General features: G+C 44.0%; 16 protein-coding genes. 2 read left to right on the forward strand and 14 right to left on the reverse strand.

Features of this window, described 5'->3' with window-relative positions:
- The coding region (locus tag HMPREF1521_RS09060; protein WP_051435765.1) for a subtype B tannase at positions 1 to 2,075 on the forward strand (2,075 nt) is incomplete at its 5' end.
- Between the two features lie 209 nt (positions 2,076 to 2,284).
- On the opposite strand, the gene cysK is transcribed toward HMPREF1521_RS09060, so the two are convergent.
- The 14 genes from cysK to HMPREF1521_RS06175 form a co-directional block, all read right to left on the reverse strand.
- On the reverse strand, positions 2,285 to 3,220 hold the full coding sequence (gene cysK, locus HMPREF1521_RS06105) for a cysteine synthase A (protein ID WP_038117152.1): 936 nt from the start codon (positions 3,218 to 3,220) through the stop codon (positions 2,285 to 2,287).
- Positions 3,221 to 3,319: 99 nt separating this feature from the next.
- On the reverse strand, positions 3,320 to 3,769 hold the full coding sequence (locus HMPREF1521_RS06110; protein WP_038117155.1) for an Rrf2 family transcriptional regulator: 450 nt from the start codon (positions 3,767 to 3,769) through the stop codon (positions 3,320 to 3,322).
- A 337-nt stretch (positions 3,770 to 4,106) separates the two neighbouring features.
- Entirely contained in the window at positions 4,107 to 4,670 is a 564-nt protein-coding gene (ahpC, locus tag HMPREF1521_RS06115; protein ID WP_038117157.1) for an alkyl hydroperoxide reductase subunit C, read from the reverse strand.
- 184 nt (positions 4,671 to 4,854) lie between these two features.
- Complete coding sequence (locus tag HMPREF1521_RS06125; protein WP_038117161.1) at positions 4,855 to 5,070, reverse strand: hypothetical protein; 216 nt, start codon at positions 5,068 to 5,070, stop codon at positions 4,855 to 4,857.
- A complete protein-coding gene (locus HMPREF1521_RS06130) occupies positions 5,067 to 6,677 on the reverse strand; it encodes a CTP synthase (protein WP_038117162.1) in 1,611 nt (536 codons plus the stop codon). Before HMPREF1521_RS06130 ends, HMPREF1521_RS06125 begins: the two co-directional genes overlap by 4 nt.
- A gap of 15 nt (positions 6,678 to 6,692) precedes the next feature.
- Positions 6,693 to 8,426, reverse strand: a complete 1,734-nt coding sequence (gene argS, locus HMPREF1521_RS06135) for an arginine--tRNA ligase (RefSeq protein WP_038117163.1) — start codon at positions 8,424 to 8,426, stop codon at positions 6,693 to 6,695.
- Positions 8,392 to 8,850 (reverse strand): DUF1934 domain-containing protein, encoded by a 459-nt coding sequence (locus HMPREF1521_RS06140; protein ID WP_038117165.1) that lies wholly within the window; start codon positions 8,848 to 8,850, stop codon positions 8,392 to 8,394. The genes argS and HMPREF1521_RS06140 overlap by 35 nt, the downstream gene beginning before the upstream one ends.
- 52 nt (positions 8,851 to 8,902) lie before the next feature.
- Positions 8,903 to 9,274 carry a GIY-YIG nuclease family protein gene (locus HMPREF1521_RS06145; RefSeq protein ID WP_369759699.1) on the reverse strand — a complete coding sequence of 124 codons (372 nt, stop codon included), beginning with the start codon at positions 9,272 to 9,274 and terminating at the stop codon, positions 8,903 to 8,905.
- Positions 9,264 to 9,908: a peptidylprolyl isomerase gene (locus tag HMPREF1521_RS06150; protein ID WP_038117166.1), complete on the reverse strand. Its 645-nt coding sequence runs from the start codon at positions 9,906 to 9,908 to the stop codon at positions 9,264 to 9,266. The genes HMPREF1521_RS06145 and HMPREF1521_RS06150 overlap by 11 nt, the downstream gene beginning before the upstream one ends.
- A 231-nt stretch (positions 9,909 to 10,139) precedes the next feature.
- Positions 10,140 to 10,916 carry an HAD family hydrolase gene (locus tag HMPREF1521_RS06155; protein WP_038117168.1) on the reverse strand — a complete coding sequence of 259 codons (777 nt, stop codon included), beginning with the start codon at positions 10,914 to 10,916 and terminating at the stop codon, positions 10,140 to 10,142.
- An 8-nt stretch (positions 10,917 to 10,924) separates the two neighbouring features.
- Complete coding sequence (locus HMPREF1521_RS06160; RefSeq protein ID WP_038117170.1) at positions 10,925 to 11,161, reverse strand: DUF1653 domain-containing protein; 237 nt, start codon at positions 11,159 to 11,161, stop codon at positions 10,925 to 10,927.
- A 65-nt stretch (positions 11,162 to 11,226) separates the two neighbouring features.
- Positions 11,227 to 12,300, reverse strand: a complete 1,074-nt coding sequence (locus HMPREF1521_RS06165; protein WP_038117172.1) for an iron-containing alcohol dehydrogenase family protein — start codon at positions 12,298 to 12,300, stop codon at positions 11,227 to 11,229.
- Between the two features lie 95 nt (positions 12,301 to 12,395).
- On the reverse strand, positions 12,396 to 13,733 hold the full coding sequence (gene brnQ, locus HMPREF1521_RS06170) for a branched-chain amino acid transport system II carrier protein (protein WP_038117174.1): 1,338 nt from the start codon (positions 13,731 to 13,733) through the stop codon (positions 12,396 to 12,398).
- Between the two features lie 224 nt (positions 13,734 to 13,957).
- On the reverse strand, positions 13,958 to 15,958 hold the full coding sequence (locus HMPREF1521_RS06175) for a molybdopterin-dependent oxidoreductase (RefSeq protein ID WP_038117176.1): 2,001 nt from the start codon (positions 15,956 to 15,958) through the stop codon (positions 13,958 to 13,960).
- 580 nt (positions 15,959 to 16,538) lie between these two features.
- Here HMPREF1521_RS06175 and HMPREF1521_RS06180 point away from each other — a divergent pair.
- Positions 16,539 to 17,678 (forward strand): Ldh family oxidoreductase, encoded by a 1,140-nt coding sequence (locus HMPREF1521_RS06180; protein ID WP_038117179.1) that lies wholly within the window; start codon positions 16,539 to 16,541, stop codon positions 17,676 to 17,678.
- The last annotated feature ends 292 nt before the right edge of the window (positions 17,679 to 17,970 follow it).

Here is a 17,970-nt window from a genome sequence, read left to right on the forward strand (position 1 = left end):
CCCTCAAAGCTCAGCAGGAACAGCTGGCGGCTCAACAGGCTGAAGCGCAACGGCAGGCGGCCCTCAAAGCCGAACAGGAGCGTATCGCCGCTCAGCAGGCTGAAGCTCAACGACAGGCTGCACTCAAAGCCGAACAAGAACGTATCGCCGCTCAACAAGCCGAAGCGCAACGGCAGGCTGCACTCAAAGCCGAACAAGAACGTATCGCCGCTCAACAAGCCGAAGCTCAACGGCAAGCGGCTCTTAAAGCCGAACAAGAACGCATAGCGGCAGAAAAGGCTAAGACTGAACAAGAACGTCTTGCAGCAGAAGAAGCTGAAAAAGCCAAAGCTAAAGCTGCAGCTGCAGAGAAAACTAAAACGGAAGAAGCCGAAAAGGCTAAAGCTGCAGCCGCAGAGAAAGCTAAAACCGAAGAAGCTCAAAAGACCAAAACCGCCGAAAACGCGAAGGCTGAAGATACTCAAAAGGCAAAGGTTGAAGAACCTAAAACAGCTGAAAACAATACATTGCCTCAATCGTATGTAGAAAGCCGCAGCAAAGCTTCTACAAAAGGATCTGCTATAACGGACGAAAAGAATATACTTTCACAACCTATGGATCCGCCGTTGCAGGCAGATACATCCGCGAAGATCAACTTGACATTCGATGCCAAGAATTACGAAACCATGACGGGTACGGTGGATAACAAAACTATCACCTATCGTGCATTTGAATATATTCCGTATGTATCAAATCCGATTGACATCGATCAGCAATACCTCAATATCTATGTGCCGGAAGAATACTTTAACAACGATACGATAAACGGATATACGACACAAACGGCACCTATCTTTATGCCGAACTCGGTAGGCGGTTATATGCCAAGCCAACCTATGGTACCGAAAGCTGAAAATGGCAAGCCGAACAGTGCCCTTTACGCATTGTCCCGCGGTTATGTTGTGGCATCACCTGCTACGCGTGGCCGTACCAATAAAGCATCCGACGGTAACTACATCGGCAAAGCGCCGGCCGTTATCGTCGACTTACAGGCCGCTACGGCTTATTTACATGCAAATGATGCCGCTATGCCGGGTAATGCGAATCGAATCATCACAAACGGTACCAGCGCGGGCGGTGCAGTATCCTTATTGCAAGGGGCTGCGGGCAACAACGTTGACTTCCAGCCATACTTGCAAGCCCTCGGGGCTGCTACGGCACCGACCGATGTATACGCATCCTCTGCATACGCGCCGATTACAAACCTCGATGCGGCAGATATGGCTTACGAATGGAGCTATAACGGTATTACATCATTCGATAAAGTATCAATGGGCCAGGGCGAATTGCCGCAAGCCAATATTTCCGGTAACGCCGCTCCACCGAAACGTACAACGCAGCGTGTAACCTTAAATACGGATGACGTGGCGTACTCGAACTTGCTCAAGGAACACTTCCCTGATTACGTAAACAACTTGCAATTACGTGACTCCATAGGACGTGTCTTGAGACTCGACAAAAACGGTGACGGCAGCTTTAAGGCTTATGTGAAAGCTTTCATCATCGACGCGATTAATAAAGCGCAAGCTAATGGTACGGACGTATCGAAGCATACATATGTGATTCGAGATCCTAAAACAGGTGCTATTAAAGATATCAACTGGGAGGCTTACAATCGTTTTGTAAGTCGCTCGAAAGCACCGGGTGCATTCGACTCACGTAGTAACGACTCCGGTGAAAATAACCTCTTCGGTACAAGTACAAGCGATAATAATCACTTTACAATTACCGCCGCTCTGCACGATACGACATCCAACCAGGATGTATATGTAGAAAACGCAAAAATTGTTACCATGATGAACCCGATGAATTATCTCGGTTCACCTGCGGCAACAAATGCGCGTTACTATCGTATCCGATACGGTACAGCGGATAGTAACACATCCATGGCGATTCCGTTAATCATCGGCACGCGTGCACAAAACCTCGGATACAGGGTAGACATGGCGACGCCGTTCAACGTGGATCACTCCGGTGACTATGACCTGGAGGAACTGTTCAATTGGATGGATTCGATTGTGAAAAACGGTCGTTAACGGATCGCTGATCAAGCAATTATATAGTACATGAAAGTACATAAAAAAAGGACCTCCCTACGGAGGTCCTTTTCTTTCACTCACCAGTTTTTACAAACACTCATCACATTGTAAAAATATATAAGTCTCGGGATATTATATTTTTCAGAAATTATACGTTTATACTTTCAAAATATTACGTTACCGGAAATATTATACGTCCGAGACCATTATGCTTCCGGGAACAAAGGTGTCGACAAATAGCGTTCCCCTGTATCAGGAAGGATCACCACGATGTTTTTACCTTTATTTTCCGGACGTTTAGCCAACTCTTGAGCCGCCCATAATGCAGCACCGGAGGAAATGCCAACCAATACGCCTTCGGTATGGCCAAACGCTTGAGCCGTTTTGAATGCATCATCATTCGCAACCTGAATAACTTCATCGTATATATGAGTATCCAATATGTCCGGAATGAAACCGGCGCCTAAGCCCTGAATTTTATGAGGGCCCGGTTTACCATTCGATAACACCGCGGAATCAGCCGGCTCTACGGCGACCACCTTGACGCCCGGGTTCTGTTCTTTCAAATAACGCCCCGCACCGGTCAATGTACCGCCTGTACCGACACCGGCTACATAGATATCGACAGCACCGTCTGTGTCCTGCCAAATTTCAGGACCCGTAGTTTTATAATGAACTGCAGGATTCGCCTGATTTACGAATTGACCCGCTTCAATCGCCCCCGCCGTAGCAGTTACGATTTCTTTAGCCTTAGCAATGGCGCCCTTCATGCCGAGTGATCCATCGGTCAATACCAGTTGAGCCCCATAGCCGAGCATCAATTTACGACGTTCAATGGACATTGTTTCCGGCATTACAATGACTACCTTATAGCCTAATGCGGCACCTACGGCGGATAAGCCTATACCGGTATTGCCGGATGTAGCCTCTACAATTGTACCGCCCGGCTGTAATTCACCGGACTCTACAGCCGCCTGAATAATAGCCGCCGCGATACGGTCTTTCACGGAGCCGCCGGGATTAAAATATTCCAGCTTGGCAAAAATGTTAGACTCCGCCCCGACTGTTTTACCAAAGCGCGTAGCCGCTAGCAACGGCGTTTTACCGATTAATTCTACAAAAGATTTTGCGATATTAGACATAGTAATCACTCCTTATCTGACGCTATGAACTATGTAACCATACTGGTCATGTTACGAAATATTACGAAATATTATGAATTTAAATTAGAACTTTCTAAGCTAAATAGAGCCATCCCAGTTATCGTATTTAGTATCGAGTTTAGCGTAAGTCCCATCAATTACATCTTGAAGCGTTACACTGCCCAAATAATCGTGAATATAGTTTTGCAACCCGGCCCAGAATCCAACGGTCCGCTCATTGATAACCGCATCGGTAGAAACCCCTTCATCAAGAGTGGAGATAATCGCCATGGATTCCTCTGTGGCGAGTAGAATCTCGATTATGGTGTACTCCTCCGGGGCTTTGGATAGTCGATAACCGCCGTATTTCCCACGAATACTATCCACTAAATCAGCCGCCACTAATCGGGCTACAATGCCTTCCAGATATTTCTCGGATATGCCTTGACGCTCTGCAACGGATCGTAAGGATACAGGCTTCTCCTGCCCCTGCTCCGCCAAATCGATGAGTACCATCAACGCATATCGGCCTTTTGTGGAAATTCTCATATATTTTGCCTTTCTTTGTAAAAGCCAAGACGCTCTAATATATTTAAAATGTAATTCCTATCTACACTTTCAAAAACCTTGTATATTACTAGGAATTAATTTTATTATAAAATAACTGAATAAAAATTGCAAGAACTTATATAACACAAAAGGACCGACCCGAAGGCCAGTCCTTTTGCGTATAGTTTGTAGTTTGTTATATGAGGTTTACCATGATGAATTGGAGAGGGTTCATCAGGTTATTGGGACTTACCGGAATCGATAGGGATACGATCCGCGCCCGTAATATCATTTGAGGAGTTGTCTAAATGGTCTAGATAAAAGGTATATGAGGTAATTAAATTTTACCTACAAGATCAAGACCCGGTTTTAACGTTTCTTTACCCGGTTTCCAACGTGCTGGACACACTTGGTCACCATGTTTAGCTACGAATTGAGCCGCTTGTACTTTACGTACCAGTTCTTCAGCGGAACGACCGATACCCATATCATGGATTTCAGCAGTACGGATGATACCTTCCGGATCCACAACGAATGTACCGCGATACGCCATAGCGGATTCAGGATCAAATACATCAAAGAAATCAGCTAATTCATGTTTCTTATCAGCCAGCATGTAATACTCGATTTTATTGATGCTTGGAGAAGCATCGGACCATGCTTTGTGAACGAATTCGGAGTCAGTGGATACGGAGTATACTTCGCAACCCAATTCTTTCAATTCCGCATAGGAGTCTTGTACGTCTTCCAATTCAGTGGGACAAACAAATGTAAAGTCCGCTGGATAAAATACGAATACAGACCATTTACCCAATACATCTGCAGTGCTTACCTTTACCAATTCAGGTTTTTTGAAAGCATCAAGTGTAAACTCAGGAAGTTTTTTACCGATAATAGACATCATGTCCTCCTTGTATAAATTCCATTTTTAGTTAACATATTTACATTGATGTACTTATCATCAAATCTATATCTATCTTTGTCTATATAATAACAAAAATCATTTAATATTGCAAGTATTATTTTTAAATTTATCGATATATTTTTCTGTAACAGTTTTGACCGCAAAAAAAGAAGGCAGATGCTCATTTCTGAGCATCTGCCTTCTTTTTTCTTACCACAACATTCTTACTACTTACAATACTATGATCGAAAGCGATTAAGCCCGCTAAATTAGCAAGCCCGTGCCGCGCTATATAACCAGTTGTAGACTGTTCTTTACCCGATTTGCCATATACAAATTGTTCAAGCTTAAGTGCAGCTAATATAAATAAACCTATAATAGATATAATCTGCATCATTTTTTAAGTTCCAGGATTGCCTCTACAAAGCCGCGAAATAACGGATGTGCATTGTTCGGACGCGATTTAAGTTCCGGATGAGCTTGCGTCGCCACAAAGAACGGATGATCCTTTACTTCGATACTTTCCACCAAGCGGCCGTCCGGAGATGTACCGGAAATAACAAGCCCTGCATCTGTCAATTGTTGACGGTATTCATTATTAAACTCATAACGATGGCGATGACGTTCATAAATCAAGTCCTTGCCGTACACTTCATGAGCTTTTGTGCCCGGTTCCACCTTACATGGATAGATACCGAGACGCATGGTGCCGCCTTTTTTATCTACGTCAACCTGGTCGCTCATCAAGTCGATAACTTTATACTTTGCATGTTCATCGAATTCGCTGGAGGTTGCACCTTCCATACCGCATACGTTGCGGGCAAATTCCATAACAGCCGATTGCATACCGAGGCAAAGTCCCAAGTATGGAATCTTGTTTTCCCGTGCATACTGAATGGTACGGATTTTACCTTCCACACCGCGAGAACCGAAGCCGCCCGGTACAATAATCCCTTCTACCCCTTCAAATACGTCTGCAGGATTTACAGATGTGTCGTCCAACTCCTCGGAGTCAATCCAACGGATATTCACCTTTGTATCGGCCGCAATACCCGCATGGTCCAACGCCTCTACAACGGAAAGATACGCATCGTGTAATGCCACGTATTTGCCAACGATGGCAACGATAATATTCTTGCTAGGGTTCAAAATTTTATGAACCATGTCCTTCCATGCTTCCATGTCGCAAGGACGATCTTCAAGATCAAGCTTCTTGATAACGATTTCATCAAGGCCCTGATCCTGCATCATCAACGGTACTTCATAGATGGAGTTACACGTTTGATTTTCAATAACCGCTTCCTGTTCCACATCACAGAATAAAGCAAGTTTTTCCTTCATTTCATCAGAAATATGTTTTTCACTGCGGCATACCAAGATATCCGGTTGAATACCGATACTGCGCAATTCTTTTACGCTGTGCTGTGTAGGTTTGGTTTTCAATTCGCCTGCGGCATTGATATATGGCACCAAGGTTACGTGAATATACAGTACATCATTGCGACCTACCTCTTTTTTCACCTGACGGATGGCTTCCATAAAAGGCAAGCTTTCAATATCACCTACGGTACCGCCGATTTCGGTAATAACCACATCGGCATTATCCTCTTTACCTACACGGTACACACTTTGCTTGATTTCATTTGTAATATGAGGAATAACCTGAACCGTACTGCCCAAATAATCCCCTTTACGTTCTTTATTGATGACAGACCAATATACCTTACCGGCAGTAATATTGGAACGTTTGCTGAGATTGATATCGATAAAACGTTCATAGTGACCCAAATCAAGATCGGTTTCAGCGCCGTCATCGGTTACGAACACCTCGCCATGTTGATAAGGGCTCATCGTACCCGGGTCGATATTAATGTAAGGATCAAACTTTTGAATCGTCACATTAAATCCACGATTTTTGAGCAAACGACCTAAAGATGCCGCCGTAATCCCTTTACCAAGAGAAGAAACAACGCCGCCAGTTACGAAAATATACTTAGTTGCCATGATGCCTCCCACCTATTACATTTTTTCCGGAGCGGAAATACCTAAAATCCCCAAGCCTTGACGAAGAACGAGGGCAATCGCCGTAATGAGTCCAAGACGAGCTTGTTGTAATGCCGGATCCACGCCAATAATACGCCCTTGACGATAGAACGAATGGAACATGCTCGCCAAATCATAAAGATAACGGGCAATGCGATGCGGCGCACGATGTTCCGCCGATTGTACAACCTCTTCCGGATATTCAGCTAACTTTTTAATTAACTCTAATTCCATTTCACTTGTAAGCGTTGTGAAATCAGTTTGACTATAATCACCAAATGCAATACCGGCTTCACGCACCTGATTATAAATGCTGTGAATACGCGCATGAGCATATTGGATATAATACACAGGATTATCATTGCTGCGAGATTTCGCCAAATTAATATCGAAATCGAGTTGGCTATCGAGAGAACGCATCAGGAAGAAGTAGCGAGACGCATCGACACCGACCTCGTCAATCAATTCATCCAATGTGACGCTGTCGCCGCTGCGTTTGGAAAGCTTTACGAGTTCCCCGTCACGATATAACGCAACCATCTGTAACAACAGAATCGTCAATTTATCAGGATCAAAATCAAAAGCGGCCATAGCTGCTTTTACACGAGCCACATAGCCATGATGATCGGCACCCCATATATTGATCATCTCATTAAAACCGCGCTCGTATTTATTGCGATGATATGCGATATCCGCCGCCAAATACGTAGGAACGCCGTTATCACGAATAACCACGCGGTCCTTGTCATCACCATAGTCCGTGGATTTCAACCATAAGGCGCCGTCCTGTTCATAAATAGCGCCGAGATTTTTTAACTGGTCTACAGCATATTGAATTTCATTAGTTTCATGCAAGGTTCGTTCACTGAACCAATTATCGAAAGTTACGCGGAAATCTTTCAACGTCGCCTCTAAGCGGGCCAATTTTTCTTTAAGCCCCGCCTCTTTGAACAAGGCAATACGATCCGCCTCGCTCATCGCATTTAACGTATCATAACCCTCTCTATCGGCAATAGCTTTCGCCGTTTCGATAATATCGGGACCACGATAGCCGTTTTCAGGGAACACGAGCGCCCCTTCCGGAACGTTGAACTCCGGTATAGATCCGTCTTCATTGCGCTTAGGCGGGAACACTAAGGTAGCGCCCTGCAGCTCTTGAAAGCGATATTCAATGGAAATCGCCATATTATCAATCTGATTACCCGCATCATTGATGTAGTACTCGGACTGCACATTATAACCGGCCGCACGCAACAGATTAACCAAAGCACTGCCATATGCCGCACCGCGACCATGACCTACGTGCAACGGGCCTGTCGGATTCGCACTCACATATTCCACCTGAATTGTATCTCGTGCGCGTAAAGGCTGCATACCATACGTTTCGCCCGCATTCAAAATGGCTTTCAACGTATCGTATACCATATCGGATTTCAAGAAAAAGTTGATGAACCCTGCCCCGGCCACCTCCGCACGGTCAAGCCAGTCAAAATTCATATGGCTAATCAAAGCCTCCGCAATAGCACGAGGATTTTGACGAGCGACGCGTGCCGATTGCATGGCGATATTGGTGGAAAAATCACCGAACTCTTTTTGAGGTGGCACTTCGAGAACGATTTCCGGATAGTCTCCGGCCGGTAGTGCACCGCTGTTAATCGTATCTTGTAACGCCTGCTCAATCCCCGATTTCAGGATTTCCTTCATGTCCATGCTCTATATCCTCCCGCACGTCTATATCTAACTGATTATAAAACTGCCATTCACCTTCAACGGAAATATCATAGCCAAGATGAACATGACCGCTGCCATCGTGAAAGTCCACTGTTAATTCATGAGTGTTAACAGCCATATGCAGATCACCATATGGCGTTTCATAAATAGATTCTCGCTCTTCACCACGAATATATTCATGACGCATATTCACCGCACCCGTTCTGAGAAGCACGATGGAGTCATCATAAATTTTAATCGTCGTCTTTACCCCGTCCATGCCGGTCACGCTTGATTCTTCATAACGTACATACTGTACATTACCCTTTTCGTGCCACGTACCGGGCGAGATCAATTCAACTACGGTATCCTTGCCATCCATATCTCGTTGTACACTCTTTACGGACACCAGAACCCGCTTCATATCTCAACCTCCAAGGTAGTAATTAACTAATATATTATATCATAACTGCAGATTAATTTGTATCCTTTAAGAGTCTCAACTTCTGTGTCTTCGACATCCGTTTAATGGCGTATTCCCTACGTTGAGCCGCCTGTTTCTCGTGAAAGCTTTCCGCATACACCAGCTGTACGGGACGACGTCCACGGGTATACTTCGCACCACCTGGAACGATTCCGTTATGCGCCTCCAGACGATGTTTTAAATCCGTCGTCCATCCGCAATACAAGGAATCATCCGCACATTTTATGATATACACAAAATGTAAATTCGACTCGATCAAACTGTCACCGGACAGCAAAGCCTCACAATCAACAACGTCGCCACATATCGAGGTGCGTCCCGATTTCTCATCAACAACCGTTGACCAGACCTTTTTACTTGCCACTCTTTGCATCATCAGTAATCGGTTCCAAGGTGATGGAATTGATTACCACCGGCTGTACCGGTTTGTCTTTACTATCCGTTTTAACCTTGCCGATTTTCTCCACTACGTCCATGCCTTGCACAACAGTACCGAAAATGGTGTGCTTATTATCAAGCCAATCTGTAGGCCCTAATGTGATAAAAAACTGAGAACCGCCCGTGTTCGGACCTCTGTTAGCCATGGCGAGAACGCCCATTTTGTTGAAGTGCAGATCGTTGGAAAATTCATCAGGGATTGTATATCCTGGGCCACCTGCACCGGCACCCTCAGGATCACCGCCCTGAATCATAAAACCTTCGATAACGCGATGAAATGTAACACCGTTATAAAAGCCCTTCTTCACGAGATAGTCGAAATTCTTTACTGTAATAGGCGCCTTAGAGCCTAACAGGCGCACCTTAAACTGTCCGTAATTCGTATCAAATACGGCATATTCATCGGCAATCGGCGCATTGCTGAAATTCGGCATTTTTACGGTATCAGCCTGTACGGTATTTCCTTGTGGCTGACTCATCCCGCTCTGACTACCGCAAGCGGTAGTACCCAGCACGGCAATTCCCAACATAGCGCATAATGCCAAACGTCTCCAGTTCATAGCGTCTCCTTTTATATCAAACCGTTGCACAACGTGCACCTAGTTCTTTTATACTAAAATTTATAATAAATCGATATTCACACAGAAAAGCCGCTCAACCCGTGAGCGGCTCTTTTTTAGTATATCATGTTTTCAGAAAAAAATGGTTTAAATAAATATTAAATTTAACGTTTTGCTAAATCCGCATAGACCATTGCATTTTTCGTCTATCCAGCAATTCACTTAAAGTTATCAGTCAATCCATTTAAAATGCTTACATGCGTTATAAATCCCGTCCTTATCACAATCTGTCGTGATGTAGTCAGCCTTTTCTTTCAGCTCCGGCCGTGCATTTCCCATAGCGATGTTAAGCCATTCAGGTCTAAACATGGACAAATCATTATAACCGTCCCCAAACACGACAGCCTGGTTCGGCTTCATGTCGAAGTAATCCAACATATTACGAATGCCTAACGCCTTTTCCATCGGTTCATAAAGAACACATCCCTCACCGTAGCGAATGAGCTTATGCGTCATATGTTCAATATCCTTTTCCTCTTCTTCGCCTTCTTTAAAAAATACGTAGATCTTATAAAATTCATCTACACTGTGAAAGTCAAAATCAGGATCCACCGTCGTTTTAAATACATCCCAGTCGGGATGCCAATCGAGGATTTCCTTATAAGGCGTAATGCGCCCCAATTTATTACGGTCCGTAACAGCCCAGGGAATATTGTGAGATTCTAAGTATTCCAAATAATTAATACACGCCTCACGGTCCATACCGATCATGGATACAAGTTCATTATTTACGGTAATGCTGTGCCCTCCGTCCGCCACAAAATTCGTGAGACCCGCCCTTTCCGCAAAACGCTTAGCATCCACCTGAATGCGCCCCGTCGCCAATGCCACCTGATGACCGCGACGTTGAAGTTCATCCAGACAATATTGTGCACTGTCCGGGATATTGCCTGCCGGCCATACCGCCAAGGTGTTATCGATATCGAAAAAGAAAAATTTCTGTTCCACAGGCCCTCCTAATCGCGTCCGCTCATCAATTTAAAGCGTTCCCGTTGCTCCACTTCAGGATATTTTTCACGATCCACATCACTCAGAAACATCTCAAGAGGACGCACATACATATCGCGCTCATCATACAGCTTTTGATATACTACAAACTTTTCACCCGTTTCGGAATGCGTTGCCACATCCAGCACATAGTAATACATGCCCTTAAAATGTCGATATAAACCGCCTTTTACAATAGCTCTCATCATTAACCTCATTATATAGCAATATTATATAGCATATAGCAATGTGACAACTCGGCCTAAAATCATTATGATAACGACTCTATATATTCAATGGCATCTTTCAACATGTCTCTCGTAATTTCATACGGCGATATTACGATATCGCGAACGGACACGGCCTTTTCAACAATCTGCGGAATATGTGATTCATCAAGATCCAGCTGCGAAAGCTTCGTCGGCCATCCGATAGCTTTATAAACAGGCAACCATCGTTTTAATTCATCCAACTGTTTATCCACCGCAAACAAGATTAAAAGACCATAGGCCACCATTTCTCCATGCAAATGATGTTTCTCCGTTCTTTCATTCGTAGCGCAACCATAACAGATCGCATGAGCTATGTTGCTGTTATAGTCACCGGGCATGCAGCCGGATACGATACCCGTCGTGAAGATAACAGTCATCACCATCATATCAAAGGCTTCACTGCGGTGATGCGCCTCATTATCCTTATAAGCCTGTAATCCATGTGCCAAAATCGGTTCGCTACACATGGAGGAAAGTGTAAGCCCTAATTGCGTGTTATATACCTGTTCACGGTTTCGTGCCGACATAAGTGTTTCATAGTGCTTAGCGATGGTATCCCCCATACCGGCCCAAAGATAGCGGCTCGGTGCATTCACCAAAATATCCGCATCGATAAAACAATGCACCGGCGGATGATTCACAAAGGCTACGTCATCAAAGTTATGATCCGCCGTATATACAGCAACAGCTTCCGACGTAGCTGCACAAGTAGCAGCGATGGTAGGAACCGTAAAAAACGGTTTATCATCGAGTTCAATTGCCACCAGCTTCACCGTATCGATAGCCTTACCGCCGCCGACAGCAAAGAGAAAGTCCGCCACTTTCACCGAAGGCATTTCTGAGATTTCCTTGCTTCTCTGAAATGTGCATTCGCCACCGAATAAAATAACATCAAGAATCTTGATCCCGGCCGCCTTAAAAGCCGACTCCAAATGAGGTAACGCTGCAGCTAATGCCTTTTCACCACCGATAACCGCCACCGTGGATCCATAACGTTTTGTAAATTGAGAGATCAACGAAAATACTTCGTGACCGCCAAAACTGTAACTAGGTAAACAATGAGTACTACGCATAATGTTCTCCTTTCAAATGTCTTTCTATAGATTAATTATAAAAATTCCTCTATCCGAAATCAATGGATAGAGGAATTTTATTTGTCGCTATGAGATTACGCTTTCACAGAATCACTCACTAAGCCCTTGTGAATGAGACCTACGATAAAACCGAGAACTGCAAAGCTCACCCAGCCCATGCCGACCGATTGGAACGGAATATATTGAGTAAACAGATTTTCCAAGAAACCCGGTGCGATTCCTGCCGTTTCGAGGCCGCTCATGAGGGCCGAAATCATGGTGAAAGCCATGGTCCATGCATAGATACAACGACGACCGCCGAATACATTATGACCAAGCGCCAGGAAGATAATTACTATCGTCAACGGATATAGCAGCATCAAAACCGGAATAGCCGCACTGATGATGGTTTTCAAGCCGAACATACTGAACGCAAAGGCGGCGACGGAAAAGATGACTACATATAATTTATAACTGATCTTCGGAGTCAGCTTGTGGAAATACGTTCCGCAGGACGTAATCAACCCGATGCTCGTACTGAGGCACGCCAAAAGAACGATAATCGCCAATACGATTTCACCGAAATCTCCGAATAAATACTGGGAACTGACGGACAACACGGGGGCGCCCGTATCAAACAGACCGAAGCGTTCCACGCTGGTAGCACCGATATTGGCGATAAAGATGTATACCACGCCGAGTAATGCCACGGCAATAGCCCCTACCTCCATCACGGTTTTCGTGATGACGTCGCGAGAAGTAGCACCGCTGAGACGCACAAAGTCGATAACAAGAATGGCGAACACTACCGATGCGAGAGCATCCATCGTGTTGTAACCGTCAAGAAAGCCCTGCAATACCGCCGTCGGTGCATCACCATAGGCCGGTTGCGGCACACTATAGCCGCCAAGAGGAGTAATAAATGATTTTACAATTAACAGCAAAATAACAAGAAGCAATGCAGGTGTCAAAATATTACCGATACGGTTAACCAATTTTTGAGGACTGATGGATAACCATAAGGATAATCCAAAGAAAATAGCTAAAAAAATGGGTTCCATATTCATGTTCAAGCCTTCTGTAAAAGGCTTAATAGCAATTTCATAAGCAACGGTACCCGTACGAGGTATAGCAAACATAGGTCCGATACTCAAGTAAAGAGCAACCGTATATAGCAGTCCATAAATCGGATGTACACGGCCCGCTAATTCCTCTACATCCTTGCAACCGGAGTAACCCATGGCCACAACACCTAGGAGCGGCAACCCTACACCGGTCAATACAAAGCCGAGCAAAGCCCAGCCTACATTATCACCGGCATGCTGACCGAGCGCTGCCGGAAAAATCAAATTGCCTGCTCCGAAGAACAACGCAAATAACATCATGCCTATAGCCCAATACGCTCGGGTAGACAGATTACCTGTTCCATCCATAAAAATTGTACCCCCTTTAGGTCGTATATAATAATACTTTATATTATATACAATTAAGGGGGGTATACACAATATAAAATCATTTTATATGATGTGAATCCGGCAACCTTACTACAACTATTACGGAATTATGAAATTATATCTTTCACAACAAGGCACAGTACTCACCCGTATACTAATGATTCACAAAATCCTCAAACCAATCCATTATAACTTTTATTAAACTACTGTTTGCGTATAAAAACCTGCACATCATAAAATGTGCTGCCCCAGCCTTCATCGGTAGGACGATCGGCGGTCAATACATTAATTCCCGACTGGGGATCACTGCATTGAGATTGCCACCACACGCCAAGTGTCACCAACGTACCGAGTTGGACATCTTCATCATGATAAGCTTTAATCTTGACGGAGCCGCGCTGATTATAAATTTCCACCTCATCGCCGTCTTCGATACCATAAGCCTTTGCATCATCGGGATGAATCCGCAATTTCATCAACTCCGGATCACCAAAATCAAGCTCGCAGAAGCTGGAATCAAGAATTCGTATATCATTTCCGATAATGAGCCAGAACGGTGCATCATCACCATATGGAGACATATACCGGATTAAAGGCTCCATATCATTCGGATTGTATAATTCAATTTTACCTGACGGCGTTTTAAAATCGAGCTTATAATTGTCGGGCACCGTCATTTCTACGGGCTCTCCGTCAAGAATACGATTCTGATCTTTCACCGATACACGGTCCGACGTCCGCACGATGCGCTCAATCAGCTCCCGTTCCGTAAAAGTAAAAAATTCATCATCCAAACCCATACGACGGGCCAGTTCCGAAATGACCTGCCAATTGGAACGGGACTGGCCGACCGGATTAATCGCTTTATAGCCGGTACCGATTGTGTAATGTCCGTACGAATTATATATATCATCATGTTCAACCGACGACGTGGCCGGCAAAATAACATCAGCATATTTACAGGTATCCGTAAAGAACCGCTCGTGAACGACAGTAAACAAATCATCACGCATAAGCCCTCGACGCACTACATTCTGATCCGGCAATGTAATAGCCGGATTTGACGAGAATATATAAAGGCTGTGCACCGGTGTCCCTTTCGGTTCCGTCAACATTGAACCAAGCTTGATCATCGGCATGAGCCGTTTCGACGGAGCATTAACTTGCGGTTGCTGCATTACCTGTTTTCCCACAAACTTACTGCCGCCGGCACTGGATAGAAGACCGCCACCTAAATGCTGCCACGCTCCAATAACAGCCGGCAAAGCATTAATAATCCGACAGGTCATACAGCCATTCCCGTATCTCGACAATCCGCTACCGAGACGAATAAACGGCGCCCGCGCCTTAGCATACGCATGAGCCAACTCCGTCATACGCTCTATGGATACACCGCTGATTTCAGATGCCCTTTCAGGAGTGAAGTCTTTCAATACCTTATCGACCAGATCCGGATACCCCTGTACATATCGCTCAATAAATGTCGTATCATCAAGCCCATCGCGATGGATGATGTGCATCATGCCCAATGCTAGCGCCCCATCCGTACCCGGCTTCACATATACACATTCATGGGCCTGACTGAAGGTATATGTCTTATGCGTATCAATAATCCATACACGAGCACCCTTTTTCTTCGCCACGTTCACATCGTGCAGAATATGAACGTCCGTAGCCGAAGCATTAATCCCCCACAGTATAATAAGATCACTATGTTGTGCCTCTTGAGGTTTAATCGCTAATGTATCACCATAAACGGAACGAAATCCGGCCTGCTTTGCGGGCGAACAGATGCCTCTGTCCTGGTCCGTGGCCCCGATTCGACGAAAAAAATAATCTGCCGCAGCGCTTTGAACAATCCCCATTGTACCCGCATAGGAATACCGCAATATGCTTTCACTGCCGTAAGTCTCAATAGTCTGTTCAAAATTATCCACGATCATGGATAATGCCTCATCCCATGATATGCGCACATATTGATCCTCACCGACTCCCTTCCTGCCGATGCGCTTCATTGGATATCGGAGACGCAACGGCGAATGAATCGTCCGCTCGTAATGAACCATCTTCGGACACAAGGTGCCTCTTGTAAAAGCATGATCCTTATCGCCCCGCACGGATATTACCTTATCGTCTTCCACCGACAGGATAAGGCCACATGCATCGGGGCAATCATAAGGGCATACGGATTTATATTCTTTCATAATAAGCACCTCACTTATAAATTGTACAAACTATAGGATGTATATTTATATTATAATATAGGATTTATATAATAGGTGTAATCTTTGATACAATCCTGTTTCTTTCAGAATATACATCACGCACCGAAATGTATATCAATACATTCAGTTATCACATTATATATATTACCTCATCATAAAATGTGATATATAAATTTGAACAATTCAATATTTATCGATATCTATCCATTATCATTCTTTCTATAATATTGAACAGATATAGTAATAATGCCTATAAAAATTCTGTAATTTTATAAAAAACACGTCCATCGATGACTAAAAGTAATACCTATATGATTTTAGGTATAATCGGACATTATAAGAATGAATTACAGATTTTGTGATGAAAATCACCGTAGCTTATGCGTATTTAGTAATGTTATTCACTATGTAAAACTATTCAACATCACTTGTATCTGTGCTATACTGACAGTGTCATTTGAGAGGATATAGAGCTCACCGGACATCATGTAATGTTCATGGTTGTCGCGAAGCGGAGTTGGCTATATCAGGTACATTTTTCTGAAAAGAGGTTTTAACAATGGCAGACGCAAAAAACACTGTGTTATTCCCTTATGAAACACTAAAAAAATTAAGCATGGACGCTTTCCAAAAATTCGGTTTCACTGAAAAAGAAGCGGACATCATCCAAGATGTACTTTTAACTTCCGACTTGTTCGGTATTCAAAGCCATGGTATGCAACGTATGGTTCGTTACCACAAAGGTATCACTAACGGTTTGATCAAAATCGACGCTAAACCAGAAATTGTAAAAGAAACTCCAATCTCCGCAGTTATCGACGGTCATGACGGCATGGGTCAACTATTAGGCCACAAAGCTATGGAAATGGCTATCGAAAAAGCTAAAAAATCCGGTGTTGGTATCGTATCCGTACGTAACTCCAACCACTACGGTATCGCCGGCTACTATGCTAAAATGGCATCCGACCAAGGCTTAATCGGTTTCTCCTGTACAAACTCCGAAGCAATCATGGTTCCTGTATATGCTCGTAAAGCTATGCTCGGTTCCAACCCTATCGCTTGGACTGTGCCGGCTGATCCTGTTGACTTCTTCTTCGACTGCTCTACTACTGTTGTAACTCGCGGTAAACTCGAAATGTACAACAAAATGGGCAAAGCTACTCCAGACGGCTGGGCTGTTAATAAAGACGGCGTTCCTTCCACTGATGCAGCTGAAGTATTGGGCAACATCTCCCGTCATGAAGGCGGCGGTATCCTTCCTCTAGGCGGTGCTACTGAAGTTCTTGGCGGCCATAAAGGTTATGGTAACGGCATGATTGCTGAATTATTCTCCTCCATCTTGTCCCAAGGCGGCACTTCCAACAAATGTATGGTTGGCGGTAAATCCAATATCTGCCACGGTTTCATGGCTATCAACCCTGAATTCTTCGGCGACCCAGCTGAAATCAAAAAACACTTCTCTCAATTCTTACAAGAATTACGTGAAGCACCTAAAGCTCAAGGTCAAGATCGTATCTACACTCATGGTGAAAAAGAACACGAATCCGTTGCTAAAGTTAAAGCAGAAGGTATCCCTGTTCTTAACGGTACAATGCTTGAAGTTCAAGACCTTTGCAACGAATTAGGCCTTGATTTCAAATCCTACTTTGGCGATTATGTACCAGAAGCTCCTGCTACAATGTTCAAAGGTAACTACTAATACCTTAAGTTAGTATTGGCCCTGACACGGACATGTAGTTAGTACAGAAAGGGGACATAAACACTGTTTATGTCCCCTCTCTTATGTTTTAACCTCTCACAACGATGAGGTTAAAAATTTTTAGAGATTATATCACTTTTTGCGATAAGTATATCTATTAATATGTTGTAGTTTCTTATTTTTGCTGAACTTTTACAAAATTATATAATAGTATTTTACTCATCAAATAATTTGATTAACACTACATCGTCCTGTTAAGCATATAAAAATTTTTATTTTATCGAAAGGATGA

Origin of the sequence: Veillonella sp. AS16 (assembly GCF_000517785.1) — a bacterium.
GTDB lineage: Bacteria > Bacillota > Negativicutes > Veillonellales > Veillonellaceae > Veillonella > Veillonella denticariosi.

What these genes read in the sequence shown, in the direction of transcription:
- HMPREF1521_RS06110 (WP_038117155.1), bottom strand. Translation starts at nt 3,769, where the DNA reads ATGAGAATTTCCACAAAAGGCCGATATGCGTTGATGGTACTCATCGAT.
- ahpC (WP_038117157.1), bottom strand. Translation starts at nt 4,670, where the DNA reads ATGTCTATTATCGGTAAAAAACTTCCTGAGTTTACACTTGATGCTTTC.
- HMPREF1521_RS06140 (WP_038117165.1), bottom strand. Translation starts at nt 8,850, where the DNA reads ATGAAGCGGGTTCTGGTGTCCGTAAAGAGTGTACAACGAGATATGGAT.
- HMPREF1521_RS06125 (WP_038117161.1), bottom strand. Translation starts at nt 5,070, where the DNA reads ATGATGCAGATTATATCTATTATAGGTTTATTTATATTAGCTGCACTT.
- HMPREF1521_RS06150 (WP_038117166.1), bottom strand. Translation starts at nt 9,908, where the DNA reads ATGAACTGGAGACGTTTGGCATTATGCGCTATGTTGGGAATTGCCGTG.
- argS (WP_038117163.1), bottom strand. Translation starts at nt 8,426, where the DNA reads ATGGACATGAAGGAAATCCTGAAATCGGGGATTGAGCAGGCGTTACAA.
- HMPREF1521_RS06180 (WP_038117179.1), top strand. Translation starts at nt 16,539, where the DNA reads ATGGCAGACGCAAAAAACACTGTGTTATTCCCTTATGAAACACTAAAA.
- HMPREF1521_RS06165 (WP_038117172.1), bottom strand. Translation starts at nt 12,300, where the DNA reads ATGCGTAGTACTCATTGTTTACCTAGTTACAGTTTTGGCGGTCACGAA.
- HMPREF1521_RS06130 (WP_038117162.1), bottom strand. Translation starts at nt 6,677, where the DNA reads ATGGCAACTAAGTATATTTTCGTAACTGGCGGCGTTGTTTCTTCTCTT.
- HMPREF1521_RS06160 (WP_038117170.1), bottom strand. Translation starts at nt 11,161, where the DNA reads ATGAGAGCTATTGTAAAAGGCGGTTTATATCGACATTTTAAGGGCATG.
- cysK (WP_038117152.1), bottom strand. Translation starts at nt 3,220, where the DNA reads ATGTCTAATATCGCAAAATCTTTTGTAGAATTAATCGGTAAAACGCCG.
- HMPREF1521_RS06175 (WP_038117176.1), bottom strand. Translation starts at nt 15,958, where the DNA reads ATGAAAGAATATAAATCCGTATGCCCTTATGATTGCCCCGATGCATGT.
- brnQ (WP_038117174.1), bottom strand. Translation starts at nt 13,733, where the DNA reads ATGGATGGAACAGGTAATCTGTCTACCCGAGCGTATTGGGCTATAGGC.